This window comes from Paenibacillus sp. Z3-2 (assembly GCF_054161325.1).
On record NZ_CP096397.1, the window covers coordinates 6,442,464 to 6,459,645 of the forward strand.

Below are 17,182 nucleotides of genomic sequence, written 5' to 3' on the forward strand. Positions count from 1 at the left end.
GTGTACAAGAAAGTACAGCATATTAACTGTCTATACAGACTTGAACTTGTGACAGCCCATCTTGGATTAGGGTAAATTTTACACGGTTTAGCATATCTTCTTTTGCAGCGGGAGTTGTTATACTGAATCTAATTTATATGACAGCTAAGGTTCAAACGAGGAGGAATTCACATGACATTCACGTTCAGCGGCTATTCCACAACCCAAGACAGCCCCTGGAAAGAGTTATCTTTTGTACCTACAAATGAAAACGCTAACTTAAAGCTTACAGGTGAGCAGCACCAGCTTGTGGAAGGGTTTGGTGGGTGTTTCAATGAGCTTGGTTATATGGCTCTATCCCACTTAAATGAGGAGCAGCGCAACGAGGTATTCCACTCTCTCTTCCATCCGGATGGTGAGCATAAGTTTAACATCTGTCGCCTGCCCATCGGCGCAAGTGATTATGCGGAGCAGTGGTATAGCCACAATGAGGTGGACGGCGACGTGGCCATGGAACATTTTTCGATCGAACGTGATTTCAAATATCTGATTCCTTATATCAAGGAAGCTCTGAGTTATAACCCGAACCTGCAATTCTTCGCCTCGCCATGGAGTCCTCCAACGTGGATGAAGTCGCCCAAAGCCTATAACTATGGCACACTGCGCTGGGAGAAGGACATTCTGGATGCGTATGCTCTTTATTTTGTGAAATTTGTACAGGCTTACCGTGACGCAGGCATTACCATCCATCAGGTGCATGTGCAGAACGAAGTGATTGCAGATCAGAAATTCCCTTCTTGCATGTGGACAGGCGAGCAGCTTCGTGAGTTTATTGCCGATTATCTGGGCCCGGCTTTTGACAAGCATGGTCTGAATACGGAAATCTGGCTCGGAACGATCAACGCCCCTGATCCATGGGAGGAATTAATCAAGAAGAAAACCAATGACTTCGACGAGTACGCCGGGCTGGTGCTGAGTGATCCGAAAGCCTATTCCTACATCAAAGGTGTTGGATATCAGTGGGCAGGCAAACATGCCATTCAACGTACCGCGGCAAGCTTTCCGGAGCTTCGTTATATGCAGACCGAGAACGAATGCGGCGATGGCAACAACTCATGGAACTATGCCAAATATGTATATAACCTCTACCAACATTACTTCAGCAACGGAGTGAACGCGTATATCTACTGGAACATGGTTTTGGAACCCAAAGGCCGCAGCACATGGGGCTGGGAGCAGAACTCCATGATTACGATAGATCCGGATAAGACGGAGTTTACTCGGAACCCCGAGTATTATGTGATGAAGCACTTCGCGCATCATATTGTTCCTGGTGCTCGTAGAGTCGGCCTGTCTGGCACCTGGAGCGGTAAATCCGTCGCTTTCCGCAACCCGGACAACAGTCTCATCATTGTCATTAATAATCCATTCCAAGACCGTCGGGATCTGCATCTGACCTTCGAGGAAGGGCAGACCCTTCACATTGAGCTGGAGGGCGATTCCTTCAACAGCATGGTTATTCAACCGAAATAACAAACTTAACACATCGTTAAAAGCATAAACATCAATAGCGTCAGGCTCAGGAATTTCCCGGGCAGGCGCTATTTTTCATGGCGCAGGTCATGCTATTGTTATCATTTTTTCTTCTGTAGAACGCAAGCTGTAGATGAATTGAAGATAAGTCCTTTAACTTTTCATATTTACAAATCTATGAATCTAGATATAATGTAGTCCAGAGAACCTACTCTCATGTCCATCACATTACAGGAGGAAAGGCAGTCCCATTTTAGCATATTATATCTATTTATCTGTATATTTAAATACAGTGGAGGTACGCTTTACATGAAATCACAACAGGTCAATCCGCTCCTTATCTTGATGCTGGCACTCGGAGTATTCGGGATTATTACAACGGAAATGGGAATCGTGGGGGTATTACCTCAGGTTGCGGATAAATTCGGTATCTCGGCTGCACAGGCAGATTGGCTGGTCAGTATTTTTGCGCTGGTCGTAGCCAATTGCGGGCCCTTTTCTTACCCTGCTGGCGTCGGGGACCAATCGTAAAATCATCCTTTTAGCTGCTGTGCTGATGTTTGCCATCTCGAACGTCGTATATGCCTACGCTACAACATTTGATACCATGCTTATCTTTCGAATGATTCCCGCACTGTTCCATCCCGTCTTCTTTTCCGTAGCCCTTGTCACCAGTGCCCAGCTCGTTCCAGCAGAGAAAAGCAGTCAAGCTGTTGCTAAAGTCTTTACCGGAGTTACCGCAGGCTTTGCCTTTGGCGTGCCACTGACATCGTATCTTGCTGAACGCCTATCTCTCGAAATCGCCTTTCTGTTTGGAGCGATGGTTAGTGTAGTCGCTTTGATCGGCATTTGGATCTGGTTACCCTCGATGCCCATCAAGGAAAAGATGTCCTATGGTAAGCAGCTCGGTATTCTGCGCAAACCTGGATTATGGCTGAATGTTGCCGCAGTCATTTTTATATTCGCCGCCATGTTCTCCGTGTACAGCTATTTCGCCGAGTATCTTGGACAGGTTACCCAGATGAGTGGATCATGGATCAGTATCATGCTTACCGTCTTCGGTGTCGTCATGATTATCGGAAATTTGGCGTTTGGACAGTTTCTGCGCAAGAGCGTGATCCGTACTGTTCTCCTGTTCCCCTTGCTCTACATAGCAGCATACGCACTCGTCTACTGGGCTGGTAATCACTTCATGTGGATGATTATTGTAGTCATCATCTGGGCATCCGTTCATTCGGGAGGATTGATTGTAAGCCAAACCTGGTTAACCGCTGAAGCGCAGGACGCACCTGAATTCGGCAACAGCTTGTATGTATCCTTTTCCAACCTCGGAATTACCTTGGGTACTGCCATCGGCGGATGGTTTATCGCAAACCTGGGGACACATCAACTGATCTGGAGCGGGATAATATTTGCACTCATCGCTTTTGTCTTGATTTGGATTAAAATCAAATGCCACCAATAGCACCATGTCCCCATACTTATCAAGAGGAACATGGCGCTATTTGGTGGTATATAATCACCAGATTTGATGGAAGCACAGACTCTTCAAAACGCGAGCTTAAGGATTGTTCGCCAAGTAATTTCTCAGCCATTGCATAGCCGGACGTTCTGTTCCATTGCTGTTGACCAAGTGGGAGCCAGCCTGCCAGGTTTGATTCTGGTTGTAGCCCCACAGCGTCACACCTTTAACAGCAGAGTGTTTCCACAGGACGGGGAACTTCTGCTGATAACGCTGCAACTGTGTATTGTCATCACCTGTCATATCCAGCTCGGATACATAGATCGGCAACCCTGTCGCTGCAAGCTTGTTCAATACCGTGTTCATCGTGCTTACAGAGACATTGTCCATATTGAAGTAATGCGCTTGGATTCCAATACCATCGACTAAGCCTCTGTTTTTCAGAAGGTTAATAATCTGGATATATTGGTCCGCTTTAGCCGGATCACCGATAATACCGTATTCATTGATTAACAATTTGGAGTTAGGGAAGGCTTGTCTCGCCTGTTGGAATGACCAGATAACCCAATCCCACCCCGTTGCTCCATCTCCGCCAATGGCATTGCGGTAAGATGGTTTCGCATGCAGAGGTTCATTCACCACATCAACGAAGGCAGACTTCGAATACCGCTGCCCTGCGGCCTTGATCCATTGTGTCACTTCAGCCTTCTGATCGGCGGCCGAGAGACCGTTAATCCAGGTTGGCTGCTGATTTCCCCATACGAGCGTATGGAACTTGAACGGAAATCCATTGTTGTTAGCATAATTGTACGCCATATCCGCCTGGCCCCAATTCATTACATTGCGTGTGCCTTCCACAGCATCCCACTTGGTTGAGTTCTCCGGAGTTACCTGATTCCAATACGGGCTAAAATTCGAAGGAACCTGGTTGGCAATAATATTGCCCAGAAATTTGCTGCCTTTCGCTAAACCTGCACTCACACTACCAACCGCAACAGATGCAGCGAGAATCCCTACCAATGCCAATGAGCCGACCGTCTTAAACCATTTGGACTTGATCAATGTATTTCCTCCTTCGTTTCTTATATTTTGTAAAGCGCTTACAATTAACATTTTACTGGATAATTATGGTTTTAGAAACCTGACAAATTATAGTATTTTATCCCAATAATAGAATGATATATTATATTTCTATCGATTTATCTGCTTAAACCCAACATGATTCTTACATTGGAGTTTACATTCCCCAAATGTTTATCTAGTATGAAATGATACATATCTTTACATACACTAGATAACAAGGGAGATTACAACATGCGCAAAATTCCAACGAAACGCATCGCCGGATGGCCCTTATCGTTCCTCTTATGTGCCTCCATTTTGTTCGCCCCATTTGCATCCACCCCAGTGAAGGCTGCTGAAGCAGACAAAGAAACCAAAATCACACTACTGGGAACATCCGATATTCATGGTCGATTCATGCCATGGGATTACGCGCTGGACGGCCCTAATGCAACAGGGAGTCTAACTCAGCTCTACACCATTGTGAAGAAGATTCGTACAGAGAATCCCAATACCATTCTGTTGGATATCGGGGACATGATCCAAGATAACTCGGCCGAACTGTTTAACGATCAACCGCAATCTCCCATGATGGTTGCAATGAACGAGATGAACTATGACGCATGGGTCATGGGTAACCATGAATTTAACTTTGGCTTAGACGTACTGGAGAAGATATCTTCACAGTTCAATGGACAGCCTCTCGTGGGTAATATTTTTAAAGAAAACGGCGACCGCTACATGCCTGCCTATACGATTATTGAAAAGGACGGAATCAAAGTTGGCCTCATCGGGATGACAACACCTTTAATTACGGAGTATGAAAAAGGTACGGATCATCTCGACGGCGTTATCGTCAAAGACCCCGTAGAAGAAACGAAAAAAGTCGTTGCCGAGTTGAAGGGCAAAGTCGATGTCATGGTTGGAGTCATGCACTTGGGACTCGAAAATGAGAATGGGAATCCGGGAACGGGAGTGACGGATATTGCCAATGCGAACCCGGAGCTGGCTGCCATCTTTGCCGGACACATGCATACTTTGATTGAATCTCAAACGGTTAACGGCGTATTGATCTCCGAACCGAATAAATATGGCTCACATATCTCGCGAATTGATCTGACATTTTCTAAAGACGGCGATAAAGTTGTGCTCAAAAGCAAGGAAGCTCAAGCACTCGCTGTAAAAGCAGCTGACGGAACGTATGAAGTCTCCGATCCTGCGCTGGAAGAGACACTTCACCCGTTTCACGAGTTCGCTCGTGCCGATGCCAACATCGAAGTGGCTGAACTGAAAGGAACGAATCTGGTTCCTGCGGACGAAATCAAAGGCATTCCTGCTGTGCAGATTCAGGAGACTCCTCTCTCGGACTTCTTCACCGAAGTTATGCTGCATTATAGCGATGCCGATGTGGTCGCGCACCAGATAGATAACGACAAGGCCAAGCTGGAGGTAGGCCCGATCAAGAAGAAGGATATTGCGTTCAACTACCAGTACACCTTCGGTGAAGTAACCGTGTATGAAGTGTCCGGACGTGATCTGATAGATTATATGGAGTGGTCTGCGGGGTACTTCAACTCTACACGCCCTGGTGATGTGACCATTAGTTTCGATCCGAAACGACGTGCTTCCAAATACAGCACCGATGATTTCTTCGGCGGCGTAACGTATGAGATTGACCTGACCAAGCCATATGGCAGTCGGATTACGAATCTGAAGTACAGTAACGGTACGGCAGTAAAAGAAGACGATACGTTGAAACTTGGCATGAACGCCTATCGAATGGAAGCCCTGATTGCGAAAGGCGGCGCCATGGAAGGACGTAAGTTCAAGCAGCTCTGGTCTTCCAAGGATGCCTCGGCATTTGGTGAGATCCAAGGTACGATTCGTAATCTGTCCATCGCCTATCTGAAAGATGTCATGAAGGGTGTCTACGAACCGAAGATTCAGCAGAACTGGAAAATCACCGGCGTAGACCTGACTGCACCAGAACGTGCGGATGTGGTCGAGTTAATTAACGATGGCATCATGTCTGTGCCAACAACGGAAGATGGCAAATACACCAATATTGCCTCCATTAACATTTTGGATGCGGTGACCCAGGAAGAGATGGATACTCTATCTGCCAAAGCAGGTGTGAATACAGCCCAATTCTCTGGCGTGAAAACCAAGGGAGCGTTCTATCAAAAGCTGAACAAAGCTCGCAAAGCAGCAGGTAATGGCGAGGAAGAAACCACACCTGAGAAGCCTACGACACCAACAGTACCAAATCCAACACCAACTCCAGGCACGCCGAAACCTGGTAAGCCATCAACACCAAGCACTGGCAAACCAGGAACTGTCACCAAAGGCAAACAAGCCAAGGTTACTGCAACTTACCTGAACGTACACGCTGGCGCTTCATCCAAATCCAAGGTCGTAGCTGCTGTACCGAAAGGCACCGTACTTGAAGTAATCAGCACAGACAAGTTTGGCTGGGTAAAAGTGAAGCTGGATGGACGTGTAGCATTCGTATACGGGAAATATGTGAGCATGTTGAAATAGCGTAATCGTTACGCACCGAGCTTAACGAAAAAGAAAAAGGGCGATCCTCCCATGGAAATCATGGTCGGGATCGCCCTTTGCTATATTAACAAAACGTTAGGAGTATCGCTGTAAACAAATCATCCGTACCCGTGCCATATCCATCCCCCTCATCTGACATCATTAAGATTCATACATCTTCGATGCTCAGCCCCTCTTCACATCCCAGCTCGCCAGCATGCCTCTCGCCATTTCCATCGTCGACTCTTCCCCTGTGGTTAGAGCAAATTTGGCAACCAGTGCCGGGTAAGCAGCCCATTGTTCCCGAATATGCTCAAACATCTGAGGCCATGTCCTTCCCCCTGCCTTCTCGTATCGCTTCAGCAGATCGCGCAGTCCATCATCTTGGAAAAGTCCATAAAGGATTACAAAATCCTTACCCGGATCAGCGATCTCCGCTTCCGTCCAGTCGATGAGTCCGGTTACCCGCTGTGTATCATCGACAATGATATGCGGTGGGTGCAGATCACCGTGATTAAACGTCGAGTGCTTCGGCCAATAGCTACCTACAGACAGCCACACCGTCCAACGTTCCGCCAGTTGGTCCGGCACCGTAAAATTCTTTTTAATCTCCTCTATATTTGCCGCAAACTCTTTGCGAGCTTCCATAGGCGTCTTGATCCGAACTCCGCCCTTGGCCGCCTCCTCAGGATCAATGTTGTGCAATGCGGCAAGTGTAGCAGCCAGTGAATCCAGGAACTCGTCAGACAAGGTCTCCTGCGGGAAACGCCACGCATATCCTGCACCAGCAGGATCTACCACTGCAATCGGGTCGCCATCCAATAGTGGATAAGCGATAAGTTCGGGCGTGCAGATTCGCCAGTCCGGCACCTGTGCCGGAACACTCCCCTGGACCACATCCAACACCCTGCGCTCATTTTCGGCTCGCTCCCATACGTCTTCGCGTCGCGGCTGACGCAGAACCCACTTTTGTCCACTTATATCAGTGGCGAAGGCTACCCGGAAGTCCATCCCGGACTCATTGATTTCCATCGATTCCTTACGGATTTGAAGCCCATTTTGTTCAGCCAGCAACCATATATCCTGTGTGAAATCCACTTGTTCATTTGACTTTGTCATATCCAAACCTCCCCTTTTCCTTGGAAAAATAAAAAACACAGACATTCATGCCTGTGCTTTCGATCTCGGAATAGGGCTATACCTATTTTTGCGCATCCCATAGTGGTACATCAAAGAACCACTCTTATGCAAGAGTGTCCACTACAAATAACGGCATACGTGTAAACAGGCAAACTTCTCCCGATGATCTGCAACACAGGCAGTGAAACAGCAAGCGCAAGCAAACGTTCCGCTACTATCTCAATCGAAAAAAATTTACCACACGTATCCCTCCGTTCAGTAAGTTAACTATATGCTAACATATTCCAATTTTTAGTGCCAGACTGAATGGACTGATTTTCGTTTTTTTATGGATGTACAGGAACTTCGCTGACTCAGGTAACGTCCATAGTTATAGCTACATTAAAAAAGGATGAGAGGTGAGTAACCCGATGTACATTGTACGAAGATTATCCTTATTACCAGTCATCATGGTCCTATTAACGCTCGGATGTGCAGAGCAATCTGAGGAACAAGGGAAAGAGAAGCCACATGTACGAGGAATTATTACGGATTATGAGGAAGAAAGAGGTCAGGTACTCATCGACAATAAAGAAGATGGAGGTGTTGAATCAGGACCGATTTGGATTTCGCTCAGCAAGAACGCCGAACTCATCATCGAAGGAGAGACTGTGACCGTCTCTTTGGATGAGACACTCGTTGGTCGAAGTACAGAAGTGTGGATCAATGGAGTTATTGCTCAATCTTACCCTCCCCAAACCAAGGCTGTGAAGATGGCCATTCATTAACAGATTGAACACATGATATGTTATAATAACGAAATAATCTTATAAGGAACAGGGAAGGATTCGCATGGAAGCTAAACAACCCCCAGATCGGGAGAATCCCATTTCTCGTGGTCGACCAAGGAGTACAGAAGTTCACAAACGCATACTGGATGCCACGTTAACCTTACTTGGCGAAGTAGGTGTGGAGAAACTGAGTATAGAGTCTGTCGCACAGCTCGCAGGCGTAGGCAAAAGCTCAATCTATCGGCGTTGGAGCAGCAAGGAAGCGCTGGTCGTGGATGCACTGGAACGTCTCAAGCCGGAGTTCAGCACAGCTGTACAAGGCGAACTACATGAAGTGTTGTACGAGTTGGCCCAAAGTTTTGCCCATCAGATGAACAATCCGCTTGGGAAGCAGATGCTCTCTTTGCTGATTTCTACCCTATCTGGCAGTTCACAGATTTCAAAGTCGTATTGGGAAAACCATTCACTGCCGAAGACCAAGGAAATCTCCAGTCTGCTTGAACGTCATATCCCGAAGGAAAAACTCCGCCAAGGTACAGATCTGGATCTGGTGTCTGATTTTATAATCGGTTTTATTATGTATCAGCTATTGCTCAAACCGACTTCATTCGATCTGGATAACGAACTGAAACGTGGTATTGATATGATTTTAAACGGAATACAATCCAAATGATTTAGGTCTCGCTATGATTAGCAAGACCTTTTTTATTGACAATTAACGATACGATACAGTATCGTATATAGTATAAAATCATACAAGGGAGTGTAATCCATGAGTAAACCAAATAAAACAGTGATTATTACAGGCGGTAATACCGGTCTTGGATACGAAAGTGCCAAAGTGATTGCTTCATCTCAGAAGTGGCATGTCGTTATTGCTTCTCGCAGCCTAAGTAGAGGGAACGCTGCAGTGCAGACATTGATCCAATCTACGGGTAACCCCAATATCTCGGCTATGGAGCTAGATTTGGCTTCAACGACATCCATAAGGAAACTTGCAGCGCTATATATCCAAGCCGATCTTCCACCTCTCCATGCCATCGTTTGCAATGCCGGCTCCCAATTTGTGCAAAGTACACAATCCACTACGGATGGTGTCGAGGCAACCTTTGGTGTGAACCATCTGGGGCATTTCCTCCTCGTCCGCTTGCTGCTTGAGTCGCTTCAGGAACAGGGGCGAATCATCGTTGTATCCAGTGACACACACGACCCAGGAGCCAGAACCGGTATGCCGGCTCCTCGCTATGCTCATCCCAATATCATGTCTAATCCTGCCCAGTCTGATCAATTTCTCGCCGACCTCTCTCCTTCTGCCCGGGGACAACTACGTTATACAACATCGAAGTTATGCAATTTGTATTTCACCTATGAACTCACCCGCCAAGTCCAACAATCTGGCAGATCTGTTGCAGTCGCTGCATTTAATCCTGGGATGATGCCTGGCAAAGGTTCCGCTCTCGCCAGAGAGTATCGCCCGCTCCTTCGTTTCATGTGGAATTATGTAATGCCTCTGATGCGTTTCTTTAATGCTGGCATACGCACCACCAGGCAATCAGGAGCTGACCTTGCAAGCCTCGTATTACATCAACCTATAAGCGAATTGAAGGGAACATACTGGGATGGACCGAAGAAAATCCCTTCTTCCGAGGAATCCTACAGCCCTGAGCGTGCCGTAGAATTATGGGACTGGAGTTCAGAAAGACTTGGTTTGCATAATACGATTTAAACATCATTGTGAATTACTCCGTTAGGTTGCCCGCATATAGAGTATAATAAAAAGGTATACGATCAATGTACGGTGCAATGCTTGTATGTAGAGTATTCAAAACTAACGCAAAAGAGGTAAACAATGAGCGAGCAACAATTTAAAGATTATGGACTTGGTGAAGAGATCGTAAAAGCACTGGACAGTCTGGGCTATGAGACACCAACCGAGGTTCAAACTAAAGTTATTCCGGTAGCACTGGAGAATCAGGATCTTGTGGTCAAATCACAGACAGGTAGTGGTAAAACAGCTGCCTACGGCATTCCGCTCTGCGAGCTGGTGGATTGGAATGAGAATAAGCCACAGGCTTTGATTCTTACACCGACCCGGGAACTGGCTTTGCAGGTTAACGAAGATATTACGAATATCGGCCGCTTTAAGCGTATTAAAGCAACCGCACTATACGGACAGTCCCCTTTTCATATTCAAAAAGCGGAGTTAAAACAAAGAACCCATGTGGCTGTTGGTACGCCGGGTCGGGTACTGGATCATATCGAACGAGGCACGCTGCCACTCGAACGGATCGCTTATCTCGTTATTGACGAGGCCGATGAGATGCTGAATATGGGCTTTATTGAGACAGTACAGTCCATCATTCAGAAGCTGCCACAGGAACGAGTGACCATGTTGTTCTCCGCAACGTTCCCTGAAGATGTCGCCAAGCTGTCACGTAAATACATGAACAAACCGGTGGAGATTGAGATCAAGGCAAGCGGACTGACAACAGCCACCATTGAACATGCTGTAATTCACGTACCAGAGGTGAACAAAACCGCGTTGCTTCAGGATTTGTTCATTGTGGAGAATCCGGACAGTTGTATCGTGTTCTGCCGTACGCAAGAGAATGTAGATAAGCTGTTCCGGGTCATGGCTGACCTTGACTATCCAGCAGATCGTATCCATGGAGGCATGGAGCAGGATGAGCGGATCGAAGTGATGAACGCATTCAGACGGGGACAGTTCCGTTATCTGATTGCGACGGATGTAGCTGCACGCGGTATTGATATCACAAATATTACTCATGTCATCAACTACGATATTCCTTTGGAAAAAGAAGGTTATGTGCACCGCACAGGCCGTACGGGTCGCGCAGGCAAAACAGGTAAAGCCATTACGTTGATTACACCGAAAGATGGCCGGCGTCTGGCGGAGATTGAATCCTATATTGGATTCCAAATCCCTGTCGTGAAAGCTCCTTCCGAAGAAGCTGTAGATCGCCGCAGAGAAGACTTCGAGAAGCGATTGAAGATCGTTCCTGAACGCAAAAAGGACAAGCGTGAACAGTTGAACCAACAGATCATGAAGCTGAACTTCAACGGAGGCAAGAAGAAAAAACTTCGCGCCGTAGACTTTGTAGGTACCATCGCCAAGCTTGAAGGGGTAACCGCCGACGACATCGGGATCATTACGATTCTGGATAATGTAACGGATGTTGAAATCCTGAACGGTAAAGGCCCACTTGTACTGGAGCTCATGCAGAATACAACGATCAAAAAGATGCAGCTCAAGGTTCGCAAAGGTCATAAGTAGTTTAATAGATGGGTTTAAATAAATAGGTCCAGACCAAAAAAGGGGTAATCGACTTGGAAAACATGTCGGCTATCCCCTTTTTCCATGCTTTCGTTTTTGGTCAAATGGCTGCTTGTACGAAACATGAATTTTGAAAAAATCAACCCCGCTCTCACCGCTCAACCCCGAAGAAATGAAGGTTTGTTCAGCAATGGATGGATTGTTCACTTGAAAAAGAGTCTAGCCGAACTAAAATATAAATGAAGGCGCTACATTTAATCTGATATCTTTCGGGAGGTGTATGTAATGGGTAACAGGAAAGCCGTCTGGTTTCTGGTCTTCGCACTCACGTTCACCCTGTTTGGACTTCATCCTCAACGGACAAGCGCAGCAAGTGTCACGATAACCAACGGTACCGATTGGCTCGACACCGCAGGCAACCCCATCCATGCGAACAGCGGCAACATTCTGCAGGTAGGCTCGACGTATTATCTGTACGGTGAACATGCGGTGGGCGGCAGGTTCGACAGCGTGAACGTCTACACCTCCACTGATCTGAAGAACTGGACTTTCAGCAACGCCATCCTGACGAAAGATTCCGCAACCGAGCTGGCCTCCAGCAAGATTGAACGCCCCAAAGTCATCTATAACGCCTCCACCAACCAGTATGTGCTCTGGGCACACTACGAGAACGGTACTGATTACAACCTCGGGCGTGTAGCGGTCGCAACAAGCAATACCCCGAATGGCAAATTCACCTATGAGGGCAGCTTCCGCCCAATGAATTATGAATCTCGTGACATGACCGTCTTTGTCGATACAGATGGTACAGGTTATCTGGTTACCGCTTCCCGCAAAAATGGCGGTGCCAATGATACGATGGCTATTTTCAAAATGAATGCAAGTTACACCGGGATACAATCCTTCGAGGGCTGGCTGTTCGAGAACGCCTACCGTGAAGCGCCTGCTGTTGTGAAAAAAGGGAACCGTTACTACCTCTTCACCTCCCAAGCCGCTGGCTGGTATCCGAATCAGGGCGCTTATGCTACAGCAACTTCCATGACGGGTCCATGGACTGCGCTTACGCCATATGGCAATCCATCTGCCTTCGGTTCGCAGATTCATGATATTGCCACGATCACAGGCAGCAACACCACATCCTACATCTACATGGGGGATCGCTGGAATCCGATGAACCTCGGAGAGCACAAGCATATCTGGCTGCCGCTAACCTTGAATGATTCGAACGGAACAGCATCACTGGATTGGTATACAACGTGGAATATCGACGCAGTAACGGGTGCGGTAACACTGCCCGCCCTCGTCAATCATGCACAAGGCAAAACAGCTACCGCCAGCTCCACAGCCTCCGGCTCATCTGCATCCAACGTCAATGATGGCAACTACCAGACTTCATGGGTCGCTTCCTCCAATAGCTGGCCTGCCTGGTGGCAAGCGGATTTTGGCGCACCGAAGACGATCACGGAGATCGACACGTCCTGGTTTATGTATAAAGGTTCCGAAGGCTACTACAAATACAAAATCGAGATTAGCAACGATGGTGTCAATTACTCTACCTTGGATCGCACCAACAATCTGACCTACGGTTTCACCACGGATGCTGTTCATTTCACAGCCCGCTATGTGCGGATTAATATGGTGAACGCGGTCTTGTGGAATAATCCGGGGAACTGGTACACTCCAACCCTTCATGAGGTCAAAATGTGGGGCCCTGCTCCACCAGAAGCCACAGGTTACAGCCGCTTCAGTTCACACAACTATCCGGATCGATACATCCGTCATGCCAATTACACCGCTCGCGTGGATGCCAACGTCTCCCCTGTTCTGGATTCACAGTTCCGCGTCGTACCGGGTCTAGCCAGCTCCACAGGAATATCACTGGAGTCCATCAACTTCCTAGGCTACTTTCTGAAGCGTAATGCCAGCAACAAAATTGTACTTGAAGCTTACGCCGATACCACCGCCTTTAAGGGAGATGCTACGTTCCTGAGCAGTGCCGGCTGGGCGGACAGCACCAAAGTATCCCTTCAATCGTACAGTCAGCCCGGATATTACATCCGGCATTATGATTACGCATTACAGCTCGATGCCATCAATGCATCCAGCAGCTCAACGATGAAAAGTGATGCCACATTTGGGCGAACCAATTTCTAATTGGGTGTCATCTGCATCATAGATTGTGTTATAGTCATCGGGAAGTGGACCGAATTTCGAAGGATAGCGCCTGCGGGTCCAATAACTGCGTGTTTCCTTCAACAATGAAGGTGTGAAAGTTATGTCAACTTATCAAGTCGTTCCTATGATCTATGATTCCAAGGAGCAGATTGAAGCTATTATTTTACTCGAACAACAATGTAAACAGCTCGATTCCATTCATCTGAAGGCAGACCTTGACCATATCAGCAAAAAAGACGGAGATCATGCGCTCCTCTGTTATCGCGACGGCGAATTAGTAGGACTCCTCAGTTGGTATGCTTCTGACACCGTAACCGGCAATATTAATGCCATCGTACACCCAGATGTTCGTCGCCAAGGTGTTTTCCGTAGCCTACTGGACCGAGCTATCTTAGACATGAAACCACAGGGTATCCAACAACTCAGCTATCGCGTTCCTCAGGGCTTATCTCCAGGTGTTCATACCGCTAAATCCCTTGGAGCCATTTATGATCGTGCCGAGTACTCAATGCAACTTGTGAATGAAGTCCTTTCGGTTGTGGAGCCGCCTGAACTAACGTTGTCCGTGGCAGAAGCCGAAGATATGGAGTTTATGGTCATTTGCTCATCCCAGGCCTTTGGAGATTCGGAGGACTGGACACGCGATTATTTCATGCAAACGAATGAACCCAGCCGAGTCACCTATATTGCATGGCAGGATCAACAGCCTGTTGGGTTGGTACGGGTTAACTCCATTAACACGACAACCGCATTTATTCATAATTTCTGTATCTTACCTGCTTATCAGGGACAGAAACTGGGGCGCACTGCGCTTAGCATCCTGGTTGATCTCTTACGAAAACAAAGTTATACAGATACTCGCCTATCCGTTGTTACTGAGAACGAACGTGCTTTGAACTTATACCGCAGTGTTGGTTTTGAAGTGAATTCTGAGTACCACTATTTCAGCGGTAATTTATAAAAAGCAGTACAGTGAGAGATCGTTTTCCGCAAAGGGAGACGATCTCTCTCTTTTATAGGTATAGACCATTACATTATTATTTTAGAACTGATTGGAGAATTGAAAAATCAATTTATAGCCATCGAACGTTTGCCCGTACATCTCCCGATAGTTAACTTTGGTATAATTAGCCACTGTTTTTCGCCAGAAAGATTGGCCAATCTTATTTCTCTCCGATGGATTGGTGAACAACTCCCAGTTTCCTCTAAACATGCCAAAGATCGTCGATGCCGCGTGTTCAGCAACGCCTACACCTCGAAACGGCTGCATCAGAAAGAAATCATGTACAAAGAAATTCGTGCCTTGTGAACAATATGGCGGAGTAGCTATGAACGTAAAACCTGCCGGTAGGCCATCCACAATCATGAGAAACGGATAAAGACACTCCGGTTTTTCCCACCAAATGTTCTGTACATCATACTGATCCTGTAACGTTTTGTAATCAGGACTTGGTTCGAAAATGCCATGTTTGTTCGGGGTATGCTCTCTACCCAGACCATAATGTCCGGATAGATCATGCAAGTATAGCGGGTACATATTTTTAATCAGATATGCCTCGTCCTTACTCGTCAATTTCACTTCTATATTCATTTACATCAACCTTCCCAGATGATTGAAAGATCACTCAAATTAATTGTACGCGCAGTTATAGCACTCGAATATGTAATGAATCTTTATTAATCATTCTCTACATACGAAAAAGCTACATTCGATTACTCGAATGTAGCTTCAATAGTTTCATCCCTTTTTGCCATATACAATTTTCTTGATGCTATCAACGGATAAACAGAATTGATCTGCAAGCTGATCGATGGTTCTACCAGCAGTGAATAGCTGGCGAATCTCGTTGTTCCGCTCCTGGACAACCCTTCTGCTGCCCGAGTCCTCGCCCCACTTCTTATGGGCATCCTTGGGCCTCGGAATATAGATCAAGCCACCAGAGATATGACGCTGAATTTCTTTGAGCAATTCTTCCGGGAAGATTGTATCCGCATTAATATATTTCACGCTGCTCCACTCCTTAAAAGTTAAAATCTTTAAGGCAGCAGAGTCGTACGAAGAACACATTGGATATGCACTATAGTGATATGGCGGAAATGAATTTCACGCTCTATGCAAACAACCGCCGTTGTTCATCACATGGACTCTGCATAGAGCGGGTCGTTAAACTTATTATGAATCGAATCATGGTAGCCCCCCATTCATTGAATCAAAATCAAATCACTTTAGATGGTACTCCTATATCTTCCATGTCAGAACCTTATATCCTTCTACTCATCGATATATTGGCTTACACTCCGTTCCAGCAATTCTCTAACCTGCTGCTTCAACTTAGGTGGTGAGATCACCTTCACTTCTGGTCCATAGGAGAGTAACTTTCGCGCTGTAAAAGAAAATTCTTCAGGCGGAACCAGTCCTCGCCATGCATGACCTTGAACCGAATTAAACAAAACATCTGACGCAGCAATCCTTGCTCCGAATTCCGTGAATTGCAGCACCACTTCTACGCTCGCTCTGCCTTCTTTGGCAGCTAACCACGCTTTCAGACTTGGAACAGATTCATCCATCGAAACCATAACAGCCAACTGCTGCATGCGATCCACCCGATACAACAATACACGATCCTTATTCCGGGCGGGCATGTACCAATGTCCCTGCTCATAGTAGATGCCATAGGGAAAGACCTGGACTTTTTTAGGACCACCCCGGGCATGATACATAAACTCGATTTCTCTCTTTTCTACTGCCGCACCCAATATCTCAGTTGTTAATGGCTCCGCATGCTCACCGGGATGCTGTACAAAGGTGATATGTTCCCTCATTCGCATAATCAGATCCTGTACATCCTCAGGCAAAGTAGAAAAATACTGCTCAGCCAGATGTCCACGCATGGAACCGTACGGAAAATCCGGGACTTGCTGTAGATACTCCAACATCATAAACAGTCCTAATGCCTCCTGCTGTGTCAGTTGAAGGGGTGGCAAAATTCGATTGGGCAACACCCGGTATCCGCCGTTCACGCCAACTTCTGTGTACAAGGGAAAACCCAGTGCCTGCAATGCATCCAGATCTCGCTGAATCGTACGAACCGAGACGTCGAACCGTTCTGCCAATTCTCGGGCCGTGAACTTCTGTCTGGAGTCCATCAGGCGCATGATGGCCAGCTTCCGATTATTCATGAATTCAACATCCTAACTACGTCATCTTTTGTCATAGTTAGAGTG

At 46.7% G+C, this 17,182-nt stretch carries 13 protein-coding genes and 1 pseudogene; 9 read left to right on the forward strand and 5 right to left on the reverse strand.

Annotated features, from left to right (window positions below; translation table 11 throughout):
- The first annotated feature begins 171 nt into the window (after positions 1 to 171).
- Positions 172 to 1,512, forward strand: a complete 1,341-nt coding sequence (locus M1D71_RS28750; protein ID WP_458124653.1) for a glycoside hydrolase family 30 protein — start codon at positions 172 to 174, stop codon at positions 1,510 to 1,512.
- 309 nt (positions 1,513 to 1,821) lie between these two features.
- Positions 1,822 to 2,977, forward strand: a pseudogene (locus M1D71_RS28755) (MFS transporter).
- A gap of 96 nt (positions 2,978 to 3,073) precedes the next feature.
- Here M1D71_RS28755 and M1D71_RS28760 read toward each other — a convergent pair.
- A complete protein-coding gene (locus tag M1D71_RS28760; protein WP_458124654.1) occupies positions 3,074 to 4,036 on the reverse strand; it encodes an endo-1,4-beta-xylanase in 963 nt (320 codons plus the stop codon).
- A 252-nt stretch (positions 4,037 to 4,288) separates the two neighbouring features.
- Here M1D71_RS28760 and M1D71_RS28765 point away from each other — a divergent pair, with 252 nt between their 5' ends.
- Positions 4,289 to 6,577: a 5'-nucleotidase C-terminal domain-containing protein gene (locus M1D71_RS28765; RefSeq protein ID WP_458124655.1), complete on the forward strand. Its 2,289-nt coding sequence runs from the start codon at positions 4,289 to 4,291 to the stop codon at positions 6,575 to 6,577.
- 186 nt (positions 6,578 to 6,763) lie between these two features.
- On the opposite strand, the gene M1D71_RS28770 is transcribed toward M1D71_RS28765, so the two are convergent.
- Entirely contained in the window at positions 6,764 to 7,696 is a 933-nt protein-coding gene (locus tag M1D71_RS28770) for a macrolide 2'-phosphotransferase (RefSeq protein ID WP_458124656.1), read from the reverse strand.
- Positions 7,697 to 8,127: 431 nt separating this feature from the next.
- Here M1D71_RS28770 and M1D71_RS28775 point away from each other — a divergent pair, with 431 nt between their 5' ends.
- The 6 genes from M1D71_RS28775 (at position 8,128) to M1D71_RS28800 (ending at position 14,918) form a co-directional block, all read left to right on the forward strand.
- The gene (locus M1D71_RS28775) at positions 8,128 to 8,484 is read left to right on the forward strand and encodes a hypothetical protein (protein WP_458124657.1); all 357 of its coding nucleotides are present in this window, start codon (positions 8,128 to 8,130) and stop codon (positions 8,482 to 8,484) included.
- A gap of 64 nt (positions 8,485 to 8,548) precedes the next feature.
- Positions 8,549 to 9,160, forward strand: coding sequence for a TetR/AcrR family transcriptional regulator (locus M1D71_RS28780; RefSeq protein ID WP_458124658.1), 612 nt, complete (start codon positions 8,549 to 8,551; stop codon positions 9,158 to 9,160).
- Between the two features lie 99 nt (positions 9,161 to 9,259).
- A complete protein-coding gene (locus M1D71_RS28785; RefSeq protein ID WP_458124659.1) occupies positions 9,260 to 10,213 on the forward strand; it encodes an SDR family NAD(P)-dependent oxidoreductase in 954 nt (317 codons plus the stop codon).
- Between the two features lie 123 nt (positions 10,214 to 10,336).
- A complete protein-coding gene (locus M1D71_RS28790) occupies positions 10,337 to 11,782 on the forward strand; it encodes a DEAD/DEAH box helicase (RefSeq protein WP_458124660.1) in 1,446 nt (481 codons plus the stop codon).
- Between the two features lie 285 nt (positions 11,783 to 12,067).
- The gene (locus M1D71_RS28795) at positions 12,068 to 13,936 is read left to right on the forward strand and encodes an AbfB domain-containing protein (protein WP_458124661.1); all 1,869 of its coding nucleotides are present in this window, start codon (positions 12,068 to 12,070) and stop codon (positions 13,934 to 13,936) included.
- 121 nt (positions 13,937 to 14,057) lie between these two features.
- Positions 14,058 to 14,918, forward strand: coding sequence for a GNAT family N-acetyltransferase (locus M1D71_RS28800; RefSeq protein WP_458124662.1), 861 nt, complete (start codon positions 14,058 to 14,060; stop codon positions 14,916 to 14,918).
- Positions 14,919 to 14,999: 81 nt separating this feature from the next.
- Here the strand turns inward: M1D71_RS28800 and M1D71_RS28805 are convergent, their stop codons facing one another.
- The 3 genes from M1D71_RS28805 to M1D71_RS28815 all read right to left on the reverse strand — a co-directional run bounded on the left by M1D71_RS28805 (position 15,000) and on the right by M1D71_RS28815 (position 17,137).
- Positions 15,000 to 15,548, reverse strand: coding sequence for a hypothetical protein (locus tag M1D71_RS28805; protein ID WP_458124663.1), 549 nt, complete (start codon positions 15,546 to 15,548; stop codon positions 15,000 to 15,002).
- Between the two features lie 147 nt (positions 15,549 to 15,695).
- On the reverse strand, positions 15,696 to 15,965 hold the full coding sequence (locus tag M1D71_RS28810; protein WP_458124664.1) for a CD3324 family protein: 270 nt from the start codon (positions 15,963 to 15,965) through the stop codon (positions 15,696 to 15,698).
- Positions 15,966 to 16,228: 263 nt separating this feature from the next.
- Positions 16,229 to 17,137, reverse strand: a complete 909-nt coding sequence (locus tag M1D71_RS28815; RefSeq protein ID WP_458124665.1) for a helix-turn-helix transcriptional regulator — start codon at positions 17,135 to 17,137, stop codon at positions 16,229 to 16,231.
- Between the last annotated feature and the right edge of the window lie 45 nt (positions 17,138 to 17,182).